Source organism: Nocardia sp. CY41, from assembly GCF_009829325.1.
Classification (GTDB): Bacteria; Actinomycetota; Actinomycetes; order Mycobacteriales; family Mycobacteriaceae; genus Nocardia.
Genome location: NZ_VUOS01000020.1, coordinates 198617 through 219694, shown reverse-complemented (window position 1 = coordinate 219694; position 21078 = coordinate 198617). Strand labels below are relative to the sequence as shown.

The window sequence follows — 21078 nt, the reverse complement described above, 5'->3', positions numbered from 1 at the left end:
AGGGAAAGGTCCACTGTGATGCGTAGTGCGCGCGGGAAGCGCGGGCCCGGAAGGTCTCGAACATCCGGCTCGTGGTTGCGACGGTCTGTCCTGGGCGTCGCCGTAGCGATGCTGTTGCCGCTCGGCACGGCCATCGGCGGCCCCGGCGCCACGGCATCGGCGGCGTTCGACCCCGCGGCATTCGATTTCTGGGTCGATTCCGGCATGGGCCCGATCAAGACCCGGATCCTGCGCGCCGCGGACGGCAACACCAACCGCGTCGTGTACGTGCTGGACGGCATGCGAGCGCCGGAGACGCTGAACGGCTGGGAGATCGAGACGAACATCCCGCAGGTCTTGGCGAGCCAGAATATCAACGTGGTCATGCCGGTCGGCGGCATGTCGAGCTTCTACGCCGACTGGATCGCGCCGAGCGAGTTCTTCGGAGTCCCGGCCGGCGCGGGCTCCAGCACCGGCTCCGGCGGCCTCGACGGCTTCGCGGGCGGGCCGGGTAAGAGCTACCGGTACCAGTGGGAGACCTTCCTGACCAACAACCTGCGCTGGGCACTGCGCGACCGGCTCGGTTTCAACCCCAATCGCAACGGCGCCTTCGGCCTGTCCATGGGTGGCAGCGCGGCGCTCACCATGGCGGCCTACCATCCGGATCAGTTCAGCTTCGCGGGCTCGTTCTCCGGGTATCTGAACAATTCGGCGCCGGGCATGCGCGAGGCGATCCGCGCCGCCATGCTGGACGCGGGCGGCTACAACGTGGACTCGATGGCCCCCCCGTGGAGCCCGCAGTGGCTGCGAATGGATCCCTTCGTCTTCGCGCCCAACCTCGTCCGCAACGGCACCCGGCTGTGGATCGCCGCGGCCAGCGGCCTGCCCTCGGCCTCCGACCCGCCGAGCTTCAACACCCTCAACGGCATGGGTCTGGAGACCCTGGCGCTGGCGAACACCCGCGCGTTCCAGGTCCGCATGGCGACCCTTGGCGGCGGTAACGCCGTCTACTCGTTCCCGCCGTTCGGCATTCACGCCTGGAACAACTGGGCCGACGAGGCCATGCGAATGATCCCCGATCTGTCGGCGAACATCGGCTGAGCCGGATTTGCGGCTGTGTTTGTTTTCCAGCGCCTGTGGCGCTGGGTGTTCGCGGCCCCTTCATGGCTCCTGTCAGAGCGGACGAGACTCGCGCCCGCGGCGCATGCGCTTCGTCCGCTCTGACACGAGCCGGGCCGCGAACGGCACTCGTAAGACTCGCACCCCGGTGGGTTCGGTGCGGGGGATCTTGCGCTTCGGGGTGTGCACTTGGTCGGGGGCATTTGTTCGGGGTTTTGTGTAGTTAGTGGGGCTTAGGGGTGGGCTTTCGAGTAGGGATAGGGGGTTGAGCAACGAGCTGGGGAGTGGCGCGTGCCTTAGGGGGCACGTGGGGTCAGCTCGGGGGCCTGTGCCGTGCGAACCCGCAATGTTTGCTGACTAGTCGCTATGCGACGGTCGACGGTGCTCGCATGTGTTTGCTCGGCGCCTTCTCGGCGGCTATCACGGCAGATATCCGGTCTGATCACGGTTCGGTCACTGGGCAGCGGGAGTCGCTTGTCCACAGAAGACGGCTTCGGGGCTGCATCCAGGGCGGGGCGGATGCCGGGATTGCGAAGATCTCGGGGCGGTGACAGTTCTCGCCAGTAGGGCAAATATCTTGCGTTCCAACACGACATCACCGCGAGAACGCGATAAGGTCACCGCACCATTACCTTGTGTGAACGGACGGATTTCGCCAGTGGAAAGACCACGGATCTTGCTAAAGCGAGGGCCGTCGAATATCGTCCAGCGAGCGCAAGTGTGACCAGATCGTTGTAGCGCCGTCACGGGTGTCGGATTGTCGGGACCATGTCCGTGACGCGCGTCTCGTTGGCAACACGGGTGCCGCTTCGCCCCTAGGGCGGCGAGTGGCACCACAACAGCAGAAAGAGAGCAGGATTCATGCGTTTCGGCAGGGCGGCCGCGCCGAAGAGAACACAGTCGGGACGGCGAGGCGCGGCTCGCGGGTGGCGTAGTCGAATTCTGGCTGTCGGTGCCGCCGTTACGGCGCTTCCGATCGCCGCAGGTCTGGCGACCCCGACTCTCGCCACCGCGGCGCCGTCGGCGCACGCGCCGGTGTTGCGAGCGCCCGCGGGTGGCTTCGAGGACCTGATGGTCCCCTCCAGCATGGGCCCGATCAAGGTGCAGGTGCAGTGGGCCGCGCGCGGTGGCAACGCGGCGCTCTACCTGCTCGACGGTCTGCGCGCCCGCGACGACCGCAACGCCTGGTCGTTCGAGACCAACGCGCTGCAGCAGTTCGGGAACGACAACATCACCCTGGTGATGCCGGTCGGCGGCCAGTCCAGCTTCTACACCGACTGGTACGCACCGTCGAACCTGAACGGCCAGAAGACCACCTACAAGTGGGAGACCTTCCTCACCAAGGAGCTGCCCGCCTTCCTGGAGGGTTACGGCGTCTCGCGCACCAACAACGCGGTCGTCGGCCTGTCCATGGGCGGTAGCGCGGCGCTGGCTCTCGCGGCCTACCACCGCGACCAGTTCAAGTTCGCCGCCTCCTACTCGGGCTACCTGAACATCTCCGCGCCCGGCATGCGCGAGGCGATCCGCATCGCGATGCTGGACGCCGGCCGCTACAACGTCGACTCCATGGCCGCGCCGTGGAGCCCGCAGTGGCTGCGGATGGACCCGTTCGTGTTCGCGCCGCAGCTGCGCGGCCTGCCGATGTACATCTCGGCCGCCAGCGGCCTGCCGGGTCAGTTCGACCAGCCGAACTCGGCGGTCGGCGTGTTCAACACCGGCAACGCGATGGCGCTGGAGGCCCTCTCGCTGGTGAACACCCGCGCGTTCCAGGCCCGCCTGAGCTCGCTGGGTATCCCGGCCCGGTTCGACTTCCCGGCCGCCGGTACGCACTCCTGGAAGTACTGGGAGGGCCAGCTGTTCGCCTCGCGCAACATGATCCTGGACGCCACCGGCGCCTGGTGATCTGATTCGCCCGTTCGCATTCAGGCCGCACCGCTTCGGTGCGGCCTGAATTGCGTTCGGGGCCAGGCGCGATCGCGCGTCGGCGAACATAGTTTGCTGGGAAGCGCGTGTCTCCCGTAAACGTCGCTATAACGGGAGTACAAAGCTTCTGTGACAGGGATTACGCGCGGTAGCTGTGGCATACGCGGGCGTCTCGTCGCTCGTTCGGCACGCGAGCGGCTCATGCTGCTCGCCACCGCACTGGTGATCCCCCTAGCCGTGAGTGCGTCCGTCGAGGCGCCCGCGGGCGCGGAACCCACGGTGGCCACGGCCGCGCCCGTGCTGGAGAGGGTGCAGTGGCTGAGCGACCGTCGCGTCGCCCTCTGGGTGACCTCGCCGTCCATGGGGGTGCCGATCCAGGTGCAGTTGCTGCTGGCCCGGGACTGGAACGCCCGCCCGGAAGCCCGGTTCCCCGTTCTCTTCCTGCTCGACGGTCTGCGCGCGACCGACGACGAGAACGGCTGGACGAAGGAGGCGGGCGCGGTCGATTTCTTCGCCGACAAGAACGTCACCGTCGTGCTGCCGGTCGGCGGGCAGTCCAGCTTCTACACCGATTGGCTCGAGCCGGACAACGGCCGCACCTACAAGTGGGAGACCTTCCTCACCAAGGAGCTCCCGCCGCTGCTGGAGAGCCATTGGCGGGCGACGCCGGTGCGCGGCATGGAAGGGCTCTCGATGGGCGGCACGGCCGCGATGCTCCTCGCCGCCCGCAATCCCGGCTTCGTCCGGCACGCCGCCTCGTACTCCGGCTTCCTGACCACGACGACGCTGGGCATGCCGCAAGCCATCGAGTTCGCGATGCGCGACGCGGGCGGTTACGACGCCGCCGCCATGTGGGGCCCGCAGACAGGCCCGGAGTGGGAGGCGCACGACCCGTACATGCTGGCCGACAAGCTGCGGGGCGTCAGCCTCTACATCTCCAGCGGCAGCGGCGCGATCGGGCCCTACGACCAAGCCCTCGGCATCCCCGGTGTGAGCACGAACGTCGCGGGCATGGGGCTGGAGATCCTGTCCCGGCTCACCTCGCAGAATTTCGTGACCAAGCTGTCCAAGCTGGCCATTCCGGCACAGGTGAACTATCGCCCGTCCGGCACCCATTCCTGGCCGTACTGGGATTTCGAGATGCGTCAGTCCTGGAATCAGGCCGCCTCCGCGCTGGGCGTCGACCAGGGCAAGCCCGCCTGCCAGCCGGGCGGCGCGATCGGCCCGGTGGCCGCCGCGGCGAGCTGGCTCGGCGAATGCCTCACCGGGGAGTACGCGGTGGCGGGAGGCACCGCGCAGGATTTCAAGGGCGGCCGCGTGTTCTACACGCCGAGCAGCGGGGCGTACCCGGTCGGCTTCTTCGGCGCGGGCTATCAGGCCGCGGCCGGTCCCACCGGTCCGCTGGGGCTGCCGACGGGGGAGGAGCGGACGCTGGAGGACGGCCGCGGCAGGTTCCAGGCCTTCCAGAACGGCTCGCTGTACTGGACGCCACAGACCGGCGTGCACATGGTCCGCGGCGCGATCCTGGACGAGTGGGGCAAGCAGGGGTTCGAACGTGGACCCGCCGGCTACCCGATCGGACCGGAGGTCAAGACGCCGAGCCGCGACGGCGCCGTGCAAGGCTTCGAGAACGGTCCGTTCTACTACAGCCAGGCCACCGGCGTGCACCGCGTCCAGGGCCTGATCCTGGGCAAATATGCCCAGCTGGGCTTCGAGAACAGCCCGCTCGGCTTCCCCGTCGCGGAGGAGCAGCCGCTGAAGGACCTGGGCCGCTACAGCAAATTCGAAGGCGGCAACATCTACTGGAGCCCGGTCTCGGGTGCCTGGGCCGTGCGCAACGGCCCGATCCTGGACGCCTGGCGCGAGACGGGTTATGAGAACGGCAAACTCGGCTACCCCACCGGCGACGAGTTCCCCATCTCCGACGGCGTCCAGCAGAACTTCCAGGGCGGCTTCATCACGCTGCGCGACGGCAAACCGGAGGTGCACAGCTTGTGACGAAGAGGCGGATCGCCCGACTCTTGACGGCACCGGCCGCAGGCGCTGCAACTCCGACCCAGCTAGCCTGGGGGGCGACCCGACCCCCGCTCAGCGACAGATCGAGGACAAGAATTCATGCATCGGACCCGTGGAAAGGTATTCGGCGTGGTTGTGGCGATAGCCGCGACCGGCCTGCTCGCCGCGTGCGGCGACAATGATTCGACCGCGACGAGCACGCCGACGCCCGCCCGCACCACGACTACGGCGACGACGACGTCGCCGGTCGCATCGACGCCCGCCGACACCGGTCAGCCCGCTCCCGCCCCGGAGCAGCCCACGACGACGGTGGCGCCCGAGCGTCCGCAGCCGGTGCCGACCGAAGCCGTCCCGCCCGCGGACACCTCGAAGCTCACCGACAAGGACAAGAAGTTCCTCGATGAGCTGGCCAAGCAGGGCGTCACCCCGTCCAGCCCGGACATCGCGCTGAGCATCGGCGCGTACGTCTGCCAGGGCACCGCCGCGGGTGCGTCCGATCAGGATCTGATGACGTTCGTCAACGCCATGGCCGGTTCCGATCCGTCCTTCGATCCGGCGAAGATGCCGGTCGAGAAGGCCGGGCAGATCTACATCTCCACCGCTCGCGCCACGTACTGCCAGTGAGTTCGCGCGTTCGTTCGACCTCCCGCCGGTTCCGGCCGGCGGGATGTCTGGTCGTGATCGGCGTCGGCTTGCTGATCGTCCTGGTCGTCCTGCTGCTGTGGTACCTGCTCGCGGGGCGTCTGCGCCCGCCCGGGCCGGGACCGAAACCGCCGGAGCGGCCGACTTCCCAGCCGGCCGGTTGCCCGGACGTGCAGATGATCTCGGTGCCCGGTACGTGGGAGTCGAACAGTTTCGACGATCCGCACAATCCCACCGCGAACCCGGTGTCGCTGATGCTGAACGTCTCCGGCCCGATCGCCCAGCGGTTCCCGAGCGAGCGCGTGGACGTGTACACCGTTCCCTACGTCGCGCAGTTCTCCAATCCGATCGCGATCCCGCCGGATGGCCAGCAGTCCTACAACAACAGCCGGTCCGAGGGCACGGCGCGGATGGTCGAGGCCATGGCCGCACGGCACCGGGAGTGCCCGCTGACCACCTACGTGCTGGCCGGCTTCTCCCAGGGCGCGGTGATCGTGGGGGACGTCGCGGCGCAGATCGGCGCGGGCAAGGGTCCCGTGCCCGCCGATCTGGTGCTCGGCGTGACGTTGATCGCCGATGGGCGCCGCACCGGCGAGAACGGCCCGGGTCAGGCGATCCAGATCGGCACACCGCCGCCCGGTGTGGGTGCCGAAGTCGCGCTGAAGGGGTTGAACGTGCCCGGCATCACGATGACCGGTCCCCGTCAAGGGGGGTTCGGCGCGCTGGCCGACCGCACCTACACCATGTGCGCACCCGGCGATCTCATCTGCGACGCACCACGGGAGGCACTGAGTCCGTGGAACATCGTGGGGAGTGTGAACACGCTGGTCCGGGCGGCGGGGAACCCGGTGCACACCCTCTACAACAGTTTCGTCGTCGACGGCGACGGCACCACCGCGACGCAGTGGACGGCCGACTGGGCGGCGGGCCTGATCGAGGCTGCGCCGCATCCGGCCCATTCGTGAAAATTCACAGCCCGTGAGATACCCCGCACCCGTTGGCGTGACAAGCGCAACTCGAGTTGGGTAGCACGCTGTAAAGTGCGCTGGTGATCGCGACGCCGGGCACCGCCGCAGCGCAAACCCAGGGCGGGCGTCGCGCCCGTACCTCCCTTACAGCCAGGAGCATGAGTTCATGACAGAAGCCGCCGCACCGGCCACCACGGCGAGCCGTGACGCGGATGCTGCGTTGTCCGCGCTGGGCACTCCGTTGCGTCCGTTCCGCTTCGCGGCGGCCGGCGAGGGAAACAAGCAGGAGGGTGGTGCGCGCAAGTTCGTGCAGACCGCTCAGCAAGCCGAGGAGTACGGCTTCGACACCTTCGTCGTGCCCGATCACCTCGGCGAGCAGATCGGGCCGATCGCGGCGCTCGGCGCGTTGACGCAGGCCACCGAGCGGATCAGGCTCGGCACGTCGGTGCTGGCGAACGGTTTCCGCCACCCCGTCGTCCTGGCCAAGGACCTGGCGACCATCGACGTGCTGTCCAAGGGCAGGCTCGAGGTCGGTCTCGGCGCGGGCTGGATCAAGGAGGAGTTCGACAACGCGGGCATCGCCTACGAGTCGCCCGGTGTCCGGCTGGAGAAGCTGGACGAAGCGCTGACCATTCTCGACGTGCTGCTGCGCGGCCAGGAGTGCACCTTCGAAGGCAAGCACTACCAGGTCCGTGGCATCAAAGGCACCCCGCGGCCGCGGCAGGGCCCGCGCCCGCCGATCTGTACCGGCGGTGGCGGTCCGAAGATGCTGCGCCTGGCCGCCAAGCACGCCGACATCATCTCCGTCGTTCCGGTGACCACCAAGAACGGCAAGGGCCTCCTCTCCGGCATCACCATCGAGAAGGCCGTGGAAAAGGTGAATCTGATCAAGGAGGCCGCCGGAGACCGGTTCGCCGACATCGAGTTGAACTGGGCCATCACCGCCGTCGTGATCACCGACGATCGCGAGAAGACCGCGGAGATGGCGCTGTCGGCGTTGGACCGGGGACTGCACCCGAATCTGGAGGTCGACGTTCAGCTGTCCGTCGAGGACATCCTGAATTCGCCCTACGTGGCGATCGGGACATTCGAGGAGATCGCCGAGCAGATCCGCCGTGTGCGGGAACTCACCTCGATGTCCTACGTCGGCGTGTTCCCCACCCAGATGGACGCGTTCGCCCCCGTTATTCCCCTGCTGCGGGACGAGTGAGCCGGTCTTCTCTGTAACATGACTCTGGTTTGAGTACATCTAGCCGATAAGCGGTCACCGCGCAGACCGCACAAAATCTGCAGGCTGGCTCTGCACTTGGAGCACCCGCGGGCGAAAGCGAGTCGGGGCCTCACAGGTAATAGCGGCGATCTCGCCGTCTTGCTGCGTGTGCCTCGGAGGAGAAGAAGGAATGGAAGAGACTTTCGACGACTACCTGGACGAAACCGGGAACATCCGTATTCCCGAGGATCACACCCTGGTTGATCACGTCGAGAAGCACACCCGGAACGACGCGAACACCCTGGCGTATCGCTACATCGACTACTCGCGCGAGCGCGACGGCGAGGCTCAGGAGCTGACGTGGCGTGAGTTCGGTATTCGGCTGCGCGCGGTGGCCGCTCGACTGCAGCAGGTGACCAACCCGGGCGACCGGGTCGCGATCCTCGCGCCGCAGGGCTTGGACTACGTGATCTCCTTCTTCGCCGCGATCTACGCGGGCACCATCTCGGTGCCGCTGTTCGACCCGGACGAGCCCGGCCACACCGATCGCCTGCACGCGGTGCTCGGCGACTGTGAGCCATCGGCCATCCTGACCGCGAGCTCCTCCGCGGCCGGGGTCCGGCAGTTCTTCCGCTCGCTGCCCGCCGCTCAGCGCCCGCGCATCATCGCCGTGGACGCGATTCCCGACAGCGTCGGCGAGAGCTGGGTACGCCCGGACATCGCGATCGACGACATCGCCTACCTGCAGTACACCTCGGGCTCCACCCGGGTGCCCGCCGGTGTGGAGATCACCCACCGCGCGGTGGGCACCAACGTGTTGCAGATGGTCGACGCGATCAACCTGGACTGGAACTCGCGCGGCGTCACCTGGCTGCCGCTGTTCCACGACATGGGCCTGCTGACGGTGATCCTGCCCGCGGTGGGCGGCAAGTACATCACCATCATGTCGCCGAGCGCGTTCGTGCGCCGTCCGTACCGCTGGATCAAGGAGCTGGCCGCGGTCTCCGACGGTGCCGGAACCTTCGCCGCGGCACCGAACTTCGCGTTCGAGCACGCCGCCGCGCGCGGTCTGCCGAAGAACGGCGAGTCGCTGGACCTGTCGAACGTCATCGGCCTGATCAACGGCAGCGAGCCGGTGACCACCTCGTCGATGAAGAAGTTCAACGAGGCGTTCGCGCCCTACGGCCTGCCCAAGACCGCCATCAAGCCGTGCTACGGCATGGCCGAGGCGACGCTGTTCGTCTCCGCCACCAAGGCCGAGGACGAGGCGAAGGTCACCTACGTCGACCGCAAGGAGCTCAACGCGGGACGAATGGTGAAGGTCGACCAGAGCCATGAGGACGCGATCGCGCAGGTTTCCTGCGGTTACGTCGCGCTGTCGCAGTGGGCGACGATCATCGATCCGGAGTCCGTGGAATCCGGCGGCGGCCGCGAGGTGCCCGACGGGCACGTCGGCGAGATCTGGCTGCATGGCAACAACATGGGCATCGGCTACTGGGGTCGTCCCGACGAGACCGCGGCGACGTTCCAGAACAAGGTCACCGAGCGCCTCCCCGAGGGCAGCCACGCCGAGGGCACCGCACCGGACGCGAACTGGATGCGCACCGGCGACTACGGCGTCTACTTCGAGGGCGAGCTCTACATCACCGGCCGGGTGAAGGACCTGGTGATCGTGGACGGCCGCAACCACTACCCGCAGGACCTGGAGTTCTCCGCGCAGGAAGCCAGCACCGCGCTGCGGCCGGGCTTCGTGGCGGCGTTCTCGGTGCCCGCCAACCAGCTCCCGGCCGAGGTGTTCGAGCAGGGCAGCCACTCCGGCTTGCAGTTCGACGCCGACGACGCGTCCGAGCAGCTGGTCATCGTGGGTGAGCGGGGTCCGGGCGCGGGTAAGGCCGATCCGCTGCCCATCGCCGACGCGGTGCGCGCGGCGATCTCGCAGCGCCACGGCGTGACCGTTCGAGACGTGCTGCTGGTGCCCGCGGGGTCGATCCCGCGCACCTCCAGTGGCAAGATCGCCCGCCGCGCCTGCCGGGCGGCCTATCTGGAGGGAACGCTGCGGGGTGGTTACACCCAGCAGGCTTTCCCCGATGCACCGGAAGAGTAATTGCTCAGGGGCGGCCTCGGACCGACCATCGACGCTCGGCGCCGACCTTCCCACGCGCCGGGCGTCATTTCACGGTACGCCCGGTACGCAGACAGGTAGCTTGAGGAATTGATGGCTGACAACGAGGGCACGCCCACCCAGACGACCGACACCCCGCCCGTGGAGACCGTCGCCGACGCGGCGGCCCCGGCCGAGTCCGCCAACAGCGGCGCGCAGACCGACATGTCGGTGGCGGAGCTGCGTGAGTGGCTGCGGCGCTGGGTCTCCGAGGCGACCGGGCAACCGATCGAGCAGATCACCGTGGACCGGCCGATGGAGGAGTTCGGGCTCGCCTCGCGTGACGCCATCGCCCTCGGCGGGGACATCGAGGAACTGACCGGCGTGATGCTGAACGCGACGATCGTGTACCAGCATCCGACCATCGCCGCGCTGGCCGAGCGGATCATCAACGGCGAGCCGGACGTGCCGGAGGATTCCTCCGACGACGCGTTCTACACCGCGGGCTACCGGCCGGGTGAGGCGCACGACATCGCGATCGTCGGTCTGTCGACCCGGCTGCCCGGCGCGGGCGACACCCCGGAGTCGACGTGGGAGTTCCTCATCGGCCGCGGTGACGGCATCCGGGAACGGCCCGAAGGACGGTGGTCGGAGTTCCTGGAGGAGCCGCAGCTGGCCGAGGCGATCGAGAACGCCAACACCAAGGGCGGCTACCTGGATCAGGACGTCGTCAAGGGCTTCGACGCCGAGTTCTTCGCCATGTCGCCGGTCGAGGTCGAGCGGGTCGATCCGCAGCAGCGCCTGATGATGGAGCTGACCTGGGAGGCGTTGGAACACGCCAGGATTCCGGCCAGCGAACTCAAGGGCGAGCCGGTCGGCGTGTTCATCGGCTCGTCGGGCAACGACTTCATGCTGCTCGCGGCGCTCGGGCTGGGCAGCGAGCGCGACCCGAACGTGCCGGTGTCGGCCGAGGCCTACGCGATCATGGGCAGCGTCACGTCCATCATTCCGAACCGGGTCTCCTATTTCTTCGACTTCCGCGGTCCGTCGGTGGCCGTCGATACCGCGTGCTCCTCGACCCTGGTGGCGGTGCACGACGCGGTGCAGGCGCTGCGTAACGGCGATGCCGACCTGGCGCTGGCCGGCGGCGTGAACATGCTGCTCGCGCCGATGGCCACGCTCGGCTTCGACGCCAACGGCGGCGTCGCCAAGGACGGGCACATCAAGGCGTTCTCCAGTGACGCCGACGGCATGGTCCGGTCCGAGGGCGGCGGTCTGGTGGTGCTCAAGCGCCTGGCGGACGCCGAGCGCGACGGCGACACGATCTACGCCGTGATCAAGGGCTCGGCGGTCAACAACGACGGCCGGTCCAACGGCCTGCTCGCCCCGAACCCCGACGCGCAGGCCGAGGTGCTGCGCCGCGCCTACCGGGACGCGGGCATCGCGCCGTCGTCGGTGGACTACATCGAGGCGCACGGCACCGGCACCCTGATCGGCGACCCGATCGAGGCGGACGCGCTCGGCCGGGTGGTCGGCCGCGGTCGGGAAGCCGACAAGCCGGCGTTGCTCGGTTCGGCCAAGACCAACTTCGGCCACCTGGAGTCCGGCGCCGGTGCGGCGAGCCTGGCGAAAGTGGTCATGTCGTTGCAGCACAACGTCATTCCGCCGAACATCAACTACGCCGGGCCGAACCCGTACATCCCGTGGGACCAGGCGCACCTGAAGATCGTCGACGAGCCGACGGAGTTCCCCCGTTACAGCGGCAAGGCCACCATCGGCATCTCCGGCTTCGGTTTCGGCGGCACGAACGCGCACATCGTCGTCCAGGAGTACACGCCGACCGCCGCCGACGCGGCCGACAACCAGGCTCCGTTCTCCGAACTCGAGACCCAGTTCGACGAGGACGCGCTGGACGAGACCGCCGATGCCGCCGCGGCCTCCGATGCCCTCGCCGCCGCGGCCGAGGTGGCGGCCGAAGCCGCCGCGCCCGCCGTCGAGTGGACCGCCGAGCGCACCGAGCCGCTGCCGCAGATCCTGCCCGTGTCGGGTTACCTGCCCTCCCGGCGCCGCCGCGCCGCCGCCGAACTGGCCGACTGGCTGGAGTCGGAGACGGGCGCGCGGACGCCGCTCGCCGATGTGGCGCGATCGCTGGCCAAGCGCAGCCACTGGCGTTCGCGCGGCGTGGTGCTGGCCAAGACGCATGAGGAGGCGATCGCCGGGCTGCGCGCCATCGCGGCGGGCAAGCCCGGTCCGGGCGTCTTCACCGCCGACGCGCCCGCGGCGATGGGCCCGATGTGGGTGCTCGCCGGTTTCGGCGCGCAGCACCGCAAGATGGGCAAGCAGCTCTACCTGGAGAACTCGATCTTCGCCGCCGCCGTGGACGAGGTCGACGAACTGGTGCAGGACGAGGCCGGATACTCGGTGCGCGAGCTGTTCCTGGACGACAGCCAGGACTACAACGTCGGCACCTCGCAGGTCGGCATCTTCACCATCCAGATCGGCCTGGCCGCGCTGCTGCGCGCGCACGGCGCGGAACCCGACGCGGTGGTGGGCCATTCGATGGGCGAGGTCGCGGGCGCGTACATCGCCGGTGGCCTCTCGCTCGAGGACGCGGTGCGCGTGATCTGCGCCCGTTCTCGCCTGATGGGCGAGGGCGAGCAGATGATCAGCGACGACGACGTGCGCAACATGGCGCTCATCGAGTACAGCGCCGAGGACGTCGCGAAGCTGCTGCCGGAGTACCCGGACGTCGAGGTCGCGGTGTACGCGGCGCCGACCAACACGGTGATCGGCGGCCCGCAGGATCAGGTCGCGGCGATCGTCGCGCAGGTGGAGGCGGCGGGCAAGTTCGCCCGCGTGCTGCAGACCCGCGGCGCGGGCCACACCTCGCAGATGAATCCGCTGCTCGGCGAGCTGGCCGCGGAACTGGCCGGCATCGAGCCCACCAAGCTGAAGACCGGCCTGTACTCGACAGTGCACAAAGAAGAGTTCTTCCGCGCGGGCAGCGACCCGATCCACGACGAGGACTACTGGGTCAAGAACATGCGCCACAGCGTGTACTTCACCAACGCGGTGAAGCTCGCGGTGGACGCGGGCCACACCACATTCCTGGAGCTGGCGCCGAATTCCGTCGCGTTGATGCAGGTGCTGGGCACCACCTTCGCCGCGGGCGTGCACGACGCGCAGCTCATCCCGACGCTCAAGCGCAAGGAGGACGAGTCCGCGGGCGTCATCGCCGCGCTCGCCCAGCTCTACGTGCACGGGCACAAGGTCGATCTGTTCTCGCTGCTCGGCCCGGGCGACTACGCCGACGTTCCGCGCACCACGTTCGTGCGCAAGGAGTACTGGCCGAAGGTGCGGCTGGCCGCGGGCGGCAACGGCCGGGTTCCCGGTGCGCACGTCGCACTGCCGGACGGCAGGCACGTCTGGGAGGTGCAGGCGTCATCGGTGACCGATCTCGCCGGACTGGTGCGCGCCGCGGCGGCGCAGGTGCTCAGCGATGTGTCGCTGGGCGCGGCGATCCCGCACGCGCCGATCCCGGCGGCGGGCACGCTCACCACCACGCTCACCCCGCATCCCGGCGGCGCTTCGGTGCAGGTCCATGCGAAGGAAGGCACCGTCTTCCGCCTGGTGTTCGACGCCGTGGTGACCTCCGGCGCCCCGCTGCCCGAACCCGTTGCCGCCGAGCCCGTCCCTGCGGCGGCCGAGCAGCCGCGCAGCGACGCCGATCTCGAGGTCGTGGAGACCTTCGGTGACCGGTGGGATCCCCACGGCACGCAGACCGTCGAGGAGCGGCTGGCGCTGATCGTCGCGGAATCCATGGGTTACGCGGTCGAGGATCTTCCGATGGAGATCCCGCTGATGGAACTCGGCTTGGACTCGCTGATGGCGATGCGCATCAAGAACCGGGTCGAATACGAGTTCGACATCCCGCAGCTGCAGGTGCAGGCCGTCCGGGACGCCAGCCTGCACGAGGTCGGCAAGGTGCTGCGGTACGCGATCGAGCACCGCGACGAGGTGCAGGCGATGGCCGATCAGCAGGCCGCCGACAAGGCGGCGGGCGGCACGGGTGAGCTGGCCGTCGACGCCGATTTCATCGCCACCGCTCGCCAGGCCCTGGCCACCGGAGGCGACCCGGTCGCCGCTGTCGCGGGCGTTGCGCCCACGCCGCCGGACGCCGCGCCGGAAACCACTGCCGCCGAGCCCGCCGCGGAACCGGTCGCCCAGACCGCACCGGCCACGCCCGCGGCCGTCTTCGGCGGTGCGCAGTCGCCGGCCGACGAGGACGACGTCCCGCCGCGTGACGCCGCCGAGCGCCTGACCTTCGCCACCTGGGCGGTGGTCACCGGTAAGTCGGCCGGCGGCATCTTCAACACGCTGCCGATCCTCGACGAGGACACCGCGGAGAAGCTGGCCGCGCGCCTGACCGAACGGGTCAAGGCCGAGGTCACCGTGGACGATGTGCTCGACTGCGAGACCATCGAGCAGCTCGCCGACATCGTCCGCACCCTGCAGGACAGCGGCGCGGACGTGGACGGCTTCGTCCGTCCGCTGCGGCCGCGCGCCGAGGGGTCGAACGCCGTGCCGGTGTTCGTGTTCCATCCGTCGGGTGGCAACACGCTGGTGTACGAGCCGCTGTTGAAGCGGCTGCCCGCCGAGACGCCCATGTACGGCTTCGAACGGGTCGACGGCTCGATCGAGGAGCGGGCTCGCCAGTACCTGCCCGAGCTGCGCAAGATCCAGGGCGACGGTCCGTTCGTGCTGTACGGCTGGTCGCTGGGCGCGGTGCTGGCCATCCAGACCGCGCAGCTGCTGCGCGCCGAGGGCGCGGACGTGCGCATGGTCGGCCTGATCGACCTGGCCATCCCGACGCAGGGTGAGGACAACAGCCCCGAGGCGCGGGTGCGCCGGATCGAGCGTTATCAGGCCTTCGCCAAGAAGACCTATGGCGTCGACGGGGAACTGGATCGGGAACAGCTGGAGACGCTCGCCGCGGCCTCCGACGACGAGCAGTTCAAGATGATCAGCGACCTGATCAAGATCAGCGGCACCAAGATTCCCGGTGGTGTGCTCGAACACCAGCGCACCTCGTGGATCGACAGCCGCCATCTCGCCCGGACCCGCCCCTCGCACTACGACGGCAACGCCGTGCTCTACCTCGCCGATCGCTATCACGACGGAATGATCGAGCTCGAGCCACGTTTCGCCGACCGGGTGCCGAACGGCGGCTGGGACGAATACATTCCGAATCTGGAGGTCGTCCACATCGCCGGCGACCACCTGCAGATCATCGACGAACCGCGGATCGGGAAGATCGGAGCCGACCTGGCCGCGAAGCTCGCCGCGATCGAGGCGAAAGGGGCCAAGTGAGCACGACTGCCGAAAAACTCGCCGACCTGCGCAAGCGCCTGGAATTAGCGCAGGAGCCGGCGGGTGAAGCGGGGGTGGCCAAGCGGGCGAAGAAAGGCATCCCCAGCGCCCGCGACCGGATCAACATGCTGCTGGATCCGGGAACCTTCGTGGAGATCGGTGCGCTGGTCCGCAAGCCGGGTGATTCCGCAGCGCTCTACGGCGACGGCGTCGTCACCGGGCACGGCCTGGTCGATGGCAGGCCCGTCGCGGTGTTCTCGCACGACCAGACCGTCTACGGCGGTTCGGTCGGCGAGATGTTCGGCCGCAAGGTCGCCGGGATCCTGGAGTACGCGGCCAAGGTCGGCTGCCCGGTGGTCGGCATCAACGACTCCGGTGGCGCGCGCGTGCAGGAGGCGGTGACCTCGCTGGCCTGGTACGCCGAACTGGGTCGGCGCCAGGAGCCGCTGTCCGGCCTGGTGCCGCAGATCTCGATGATCCTCGGCAAGTGCGCGGGCGGCGCCGTCTACGCCCCGATCAACACCGACGTGGTGGTGGCGACCGAAGAGGCGTACATGTTCGTCACCGGCCCGAAGGTGATCCGCGAGGTCACCGGCGAGGACGTGAGTCTCGAGGAACTCGGCGGGGCGCGCAGTCAGGCGGAATACGGCAACATCCACCACGTGGCCAAGGACGAGGCGGCCGCGTTCGAATGGGTGCGCGACTACCTGAGCTACCTGCCGACCAGTTGCCAGGAGCAGGCGCCGATCGTGAACCCCGGTCTGGAGCCGGAGATCACCGACAGCGACCTGGAACTGAATTCGATCGTCCCGGACGCCGACAACGCCGGGTACGACATGCACGAGATCCTGCTGCGCATCTTCGACGACGGCGCGTTCCACGAGTTCGGCGCGTCGGCGGGCCGCAACGTCATCACTGGCTTCGCCCGGGTGGACGGGCGCAGCGTCGGCGTGGTCGCCAACCAGCCGATGGTGTACGCGGGCGCGTTGGACGCCCGCGCCTCGGACAAGGCCGCGCATTTCGTGCGGCTGTGCGACGCGTTCGAGATCCCGCTGGTGTTCGTCGTCGACACGCCCGGCTTCCTGCCCGGTGTGGAGCAGGAGAAGATCGGCGTCATCAAGCGCGGTGGACGGTTCTTGTTCTCCTACGTCGAGGCGTCGGTACCGAAGGTCACCGTGGTGATCCGCAAGTCCTACGGCGGCGGTTACGCCGTGATGGGCTCCAAGCAGCTGGGCGCCGACGTGAACCTGGCCTGGCCCACCGCGCGCATCGCCGTCATGGGCGCCGAGAGCGCGGTCAGCTTGATCGGAGCCAAGCAGATCGACGCCGCGCCCGAGGAGCAGCGCGCCGCGATTCGCCAGCAGATGATCGACTTCTACAACGCCACCGTGGCGACACCGTGGGTGGCCGCCGAGCGCGGCTACGTCGACGCGGTCATCGAGCCGGCGGCGACCCGGCTGGAGATCCGTCGCGCGCTGCAGTTGTTGCGGGACAAGGCTCTTCCCCGCAGCCCGCGCAAGCATCACCTGCTGCCGCTGTAGCACCCGGAACAGGATCGGGCCGCGCCCCCTTGGGGCGCGGCCCGATTCGCGTCGTGCGCGCCGAACTGTCAGCCGAGGCTGACGGATTCGATGACGACGTCATCGACCGGAACGTCCTGATGCATGCCGGCCGAGGAGGTGGCGACACCCGCGATCTTGTCGACCACGTCGGTGCCTTCGGTCACCTTGCCGAAGACGGCGTAACCCCAGCCGGCCGCATTGGGCGCGGAGTGGTTGAGGAAGGCGTTGTCGGCGACGTTGATGAAGAACTGCGCGGTGGCCGAGTGCGGGTCGTTGGTGCGGGCCATCGCGACGGTGTACTTGTCGTTCTTCAGGCCGTTGTTCGCTTCGTTCTGAATCGGGTCCTTCGTGCCCTTCTGGCGCAGCCCGGGCTCGAAACCGCCGCCCTGGATCATGAAGCCGGGGATGACGCGGTGGAAGATCGTGCCGTTGTAGTGGCCCGCGTTCACGTAGTCCACGAAGTTGCGCACCGTGTTCGGCGCTTTCTGATCGTCCAGTTCGAGCACGATCGATCCGTAGTTCGTCGAGAGATTCACCTTGGTCATACACCCACCTTTCCATCCCTTCGTAGGCTGTCGCGTCATACGGGTCCTTTTCGAGTGCCCGGGGTCGGATATGGATGACCTTCTTCGTCAGCACATGGGTAACTCGCCGGGAACGCCCAGAAGCTGAGCGGCACCTGACGCAGGACCTGAACGCAAAACCCGCGATGCCCGACTAGCACGGCCTAAAGACCCGGAGAGGAGGGGGGGCCAGCTAGCATTGCGAACCGTGCCCGACGCCGCAACCGCTGTTCTGACGAAACCCCCCGCCGCCCCGGTGGCGACCCCGAACGATTTCCGGACTGCCCGGCTCATCGCACTGGTCGCCGGGTTGCTCGGCGCGCTGTTCGCGCTGGCGACTCCCTTCCTGCCGGTCGCGCAGACCACCGCGGTGCTGAAGTGGCCGCAGAACGGGACGCTCGGCAATGTGCAGGCGCCGCTGATGTCGCAGGTCCCGATCGATCTGACGGCGACGATCCCGTGCGAGACGATCGCCCGGTTGGCCGAGCGCGGCGGCATGCTGCTGGCCACCGCGCCGCCGCAGGGCGATCGGGCCGCGCTGGAGGCCATGTTCGTGCGGGTGTCGGAAACCTCGGTGGACGTCATCGACCGCAATGCGGTGGTGGTGTCGGCCGACCGCAGCCGGATGGGCGAGTGCACGTCGCTGAGTATCAGCTCCGACAGCGAACGCACCTACGCGGTGTTCAACGGGCTCACCAGGCAGGTGGAGCGGCCGGTCGAGGGCGCGGCGCCCGGGGTGACCGAGTCGGCCACCGTGCCGGTCGAGGGGCAACTCAGCGGTGACCTGCGGCCCCAGGTGGTCGGCGTGTTCTCCGACCTCAAGGGCGCGGCGCCCGCGGGGTTGTCGTTCGACATGACGGTGGACACCCGCTTCTCCTCCAGCCCGACCGCGATCAAGCTGATCGCGATGGTCGCGGCGGTGCTGTGCACACTGATCGCCCTCGCGGCGCTGGCGCGGCTCGACAGCAGTGACGGGCGCGGGCACCGCCGGTTCCTGCCCGCGAACTGGCTGAAGCCGACCTGGGCCGACGGCGCGGTGGTCGGCACGCTGCTGCTGTGGCACTTCGCGGGCGCGAACACCTCCGACGACGGCTACATCCTCAGCATGGTGCGGGTCGCTCCGCACGCGGGCTACATGGCCAACTACTTCCGCTGGTACGGCGTGCCGGAGGCGCCGTTCGGCTGGTACTACTACGTGATCCAGGTCTTCTCGGAGATCTCCACCGCCAGTCCTTGGGTCCGGTTGCCCGCGCTGGCCTGCGCGATCCTGTGCTGGCTGGTGATCAGCCGTGAGGTGGTGCCCCGCCTGGGCCGCGGAGTGCGCACCAGCAAGGTGGCGCTGTGGACCGGCGGACTGGTGTTCCTGGCGTTCTGGCTGCCGTTCGACAACGGCCTGCGTTCCGAGCCGATCGTCGCCCTCGGGGCGCTGCTGACCTGGGTGTCGATCGAGCGAGCCATCGCGACCGGACGGCTGCTGCCCGCCGCGGTGTCCGTCCTGGTCGCGGCGTTCACCCTGGCCGCGGCGCCCACCGGCCTGATGTGTGTGGCGGCGCTGCTTGCCGGTATCCGCCCGATGGTGCGCATCGTGGTGCGCAAACACCGGCAGTTCGCCGCGCTCGGCGCCGGGCGGTGGGGTTCGACGCTGCCGCTGCTCGCCCCGATCGCCGCGGCGGGCGTGCTCGTGCTGACGGCCGTTTACACCGACCAGACCTTCGCGGGCATCCAGGAGGCCAACCGGGTGCGTCAGGTGACCGGGCCGAACCTGGCCTGGTACGAGGACTACCTGCGCTACTACTACCTGTTCGTGGAGACCGTCGACGGCTCGCTCTCGCGCCGCTTCGCCTTCCTGGTGATGCTGCTGTGCTTGTTCACCACCATGCTCGTGCTGTTGCGGCGCAGGCGGGTGCCCGGCATCGCCAGCGGGCCGACCTGGCGGCTGATGGGCGTGGTCTTCGGGACGATCTTCTTCATGATGTTCAACCCGACGAAGTGGACCCACCACTTCGGCGCGTACGCGGGCATCGCGGGTTCGCTGGCTGCGGTCACGGCCGTCGCGGTCTCGGCGAGCGCCCTGCGGGCCCGTAAGAACCGGGCGATCTTCCTGGCCGGGTTGCTGTTCGTGCTCGCGGTCGCGTTCTCGGGCATCAACGGCTACTGGTACGTGTCCAGTTTCGGCGTGCCGTGGTTCGACAAGCGCATCTCGCTGCACGGCTACCAGTCGAACACGCTCATGCTCGTCCTGTTCGGGTTGGCGCTGGCTCTGGTCGGCTGGTACACGCTGCGGGAGGACTACACCGAGCCGCAACCGTCGGCGAAGACGGCGCGCGGCAGGCGGATCCGCCGGTTCGCCGCGATCCCGCTGACCGTGGTCGCCGCGCTGATGGTCGCGCTCGAGGTGCTCTCGCTGGTGAAGGGCGCGGTCTCGCAGTACCCGGCGTACTCGCTGGCCCGGTCGAACGTCGACGCGCTCGGCGGCAGCACCTGCGGCCTCGCCAACGACGTGCTGGTCGAGCCGGACCCGAACGGCGGCAAGCTGCAGCCGATCATGGATCCGGCGCACCCGCCGACCGACCCGTCCGACCCCTTGGCCGGCGTCGACCCGGTCGGTTTCGATCCGAACGGCGTGCCCAACGACCTGTCCGCCGACAGCGTCGAGGTGAAACCGGGCACCGGTAACACCTCGACCCAGTCGGTCGGCGCGGCGTTCGCGGAGGGGCAGAGCGCGGGCACCGGCGGCGGTCAGGGCGCGCGCGGCGTCAACGGCTCCACCGTCGCCCTTCCGTTCGGCCTGGACCCGGCGACCACGCCGATCCTCGGCAGCTACCAGAACGGTGTGCAGCAGCCGGCGAACGTCACCTCGAGCTGGTATCAGCTGCCGGCCCGTTCGGCGGACAAGCCGCTGGTGGTGATCTCGGCCGCCGGTCGCATCCTCTCCTTCGACGACACCGGCGCGATGAAGTACGGTCAGTCGCTGACCGTCGACTACGGCAAGCGGCAGCCCGACGGCAGCGTGCAGAAGCTCGGCACCTACCTGCCGCGCGACATCGGCCCGTTCCCGTCCTGGCGCAATCTGCGGGTGCCGCTGGACGAGATCGCGCCCGACGCCGACGCGGTGCGCATCGTCGCCAACGACCCGATCCTGATCGGGGACCAGTGGCTGGCGTTCACCCCGCCGCGGATGCCGAAGCTGCAGACGCTCAACAGCCTGCTCGGCTCCCAGCAGCCGATCCTGCTGGACTGGGCGGTGGGCCTGCAGTTCCCGTGCCAGCGTCCGTTCGACCACCGCAACGGCGTGGCCGAGGTGCCCGGCTACCGCATCCTGCCGGACCGTCCGCTGGCCATCAGCTCGACGAACACCTGGCAGGCCGAGGAGTTCGGCGGTCCGCTCGGCTTCGCGCAGATGCTGGCGAAGTCGACCACCGTGCCCACTTACCTGAAGGACGACTGGGCGCGCGACTGGGGCTCGCTGGAGCGCTACGACCAGTACGACCGCAACGCCGTCCCGGCCGAGCTGGTCACCGGCACCGCAACCCGCTCCGGCTTCTGGTCCCCGGGCAGCATGCGGGTGTTCTGATCAGGTCGACTATCGCAACCCGGGCCGCCGCGTAGGCGCTGATCCTGCGCG

General features: G+C 68.8%; 11 protein-coding genes. 10 read left to right on the top strand and 1 reads right to left on the bottom strand.

Annotated features, from left to right (window positions below):
- Positions 1–18: 18 nt before the first annotated feature.
- The 9 genes from GVY64_RS22830 (at position 19) to GVY64_RS22790 (ending at position 16869) form a co-directional block, all read left to right on the top strand.
- Positions 19–1080 carry an alpha/beta hydrolase gene (locus GVY64_RS22830; protein ID WP_159844765.1) on the top strand — a complete coding sequence of 354 codons (1062 nt, stop codon included), beginning with the start codon at positions 19–21 and terminating at the stop codon, positions 1078–1080.
- Positions 1081–1959: 879 nt separating this feature from the next.
- Positions 1960–3000, top strand: coding sequence for an alpha/beta hydrolase (locus tag GVY64_RS22825; RefSeq protein WP_236567066.1), 1041 nt, complete (start codon positions 1960–1962; stop codon positions 2998–3000).
- A gap of 222 nt (positions 3001–3222) precedes the next feature.
- Positions 3223–5019 carry an alpha/beta hydrolase-fold protein gene (locus tag GVY64_RS22820; RefSeq protein WP_159844762.1) on the top strand — a complete coding sequence of 599 codons (1797 nt, stop codon included), beginning with the start codon at positions 3223–3225 and terminating at the stop codon, positions 5017–5019.
- A 147-nt stretch (positions 5020–5166) separates the two neighbouring features.
- Positions 5167–5661: a DUF732 domain-containing protein gene (locus GVY64_RS22815; RefSeq protein WP_236567065.1), complete on the top strand. Its 495-nt coding sequence runs from the start codon at positions 5167–5169 to the stop codon at positions 5659–5661.
- A gap of 47 nt (positions 5662–5708) precedes the next feature.
- Positions 5709–6644 (top strand): cutinase family protein, encoded by a 936-nt coding sequence (locus GVY64_RS22810; protein ID WP_442939618.1) that lies wholly within the window; start codon positions 5709–5711, stop codon positions 6642–6644.
- Positions 6645–6813: 169 nt separating this feature from the next.
- Positions 6814–7857, top strand: coding sequence for an LLM class F420-dependent oxidoreductase (locus tag GVY64_RS22805; protein ID WP_159844753.1), 1044 nt, complete (start codon positions 6814–6816; stop codon positions 7855–7857).
- Between the two features lie 190 nt (positions 7858–8047).
- A complete protein-coding gene (gene fadD32 / locus GVY64_RS22800) occupies positions 8048–9961 on the top strand; it encodes a long-chain-fatty-acid--AMP ligase FadD32 (RefSeq protein WP_159844750.1) in 1914 nt (637 codons plus the stop codon).
- Positions 9962–10072: 111 nt separating this feature from the next.
- On the top strand, positions 10073–15328 hold the full coding sequence (gene pks13 / locus GVY64_RS22795) for a polyketide synthase Pks13 (RefSeq protein ID WP_159844747.1): 5256 nt from the start codon (positions 10073–10075) through the stop codon (positions 15326–15328).
- Positions 15325–16869, top strand: coding sequence for an acyl-CoA carboxylase subunit beta (locus GVY64_RS22790; RefSeq protein ID WP_159844744.1), 1545 nt, complete (start codon positions 15325–15327; stop codon positions 16867–16869). The genes pks13 and GVY64_RS22790 overlap by 4 nt, the downstream gene beginning before the upstream one ends.
- Before the next feature lie 68 nt (positions 16870–16937).
- Here GVY64_RS22790 and GVY64_RS22785 read toward each other — a convergent pair whose 3' ends face one another.
- Positions 16938–17435, bottom strand: coding sequence for a peptidylprolyl isomerase (locus GVY64_RS22785; protein ID WP_159844741.1), 498 nt, complete (start codon positions 17433–17435; stop codon positions 16938–16940).
- 226 nt (positions 17436–17661) lie between these two features.
- Between GVY64_RS22785 and GVY64_RS22780 the strand changes: the two genes are divergently transcribed.
- A complete protein-coding gene (locus GVY64_RS22780) occupies positions 17662–21027 on the top strand; it encodes an arabinosyltransferase domain-containing protein (RefSeq protein ID WP_159844738.1) in 3366 nt (1121 codons plus the stop codon).
- Positions 21028–21078: the final 51 nt, after the last annotated feature.

Coding starts and splice junctions, on each gene's coding strand:
- GVY64_RS22830 (WP_159844765.1), top strand. CDS start 19: ATGCGTAGTGCGCGCGGGAAGCGCGGGCCCGGAAGGTCTCGAACATCC.
- GVY64_RS22825 (WP_236567066.1), top strand. CDS start 1,960: ATGCGTTTCGGCAGGGCGGCCGCGCCGAAGAGAACACAGTCGGGACGG.
- GVY64_RS22820 (WP_159844762.1), top strand. CDS start 3,223: ATGCTGCTCGCCACCGCACTGGTGATCCCCCTAGCCGTGAGTGCGTCC.
- GVY64_RS22805 (WP_159844753.1), top strand. CDS start 6,814: ATGACAGAAGCCGCCGCACCGGCCACCACGGCGAGCCGTGACGCGGAT.
- fadD32 (WP_159844750.1), top strand. CDS start 8,048: ATGGAAGAGACTTTCGACGACTACCTGGACGAAACCGGGAACATCCGT.
- pks13 (WP_159844747.1), top strand. CDS start 10,073: ATGGCTGACAACGAGGGCACGCCCACCCAGACGACCGACACCCCGCCC.
- GVY64_RS22785 (WP_159844741.1), bottom strand. CDS start 17,435: ATGACCAAGGTGAATCTCTCGACGAACTACGGATCGATCGTGCTCGAA.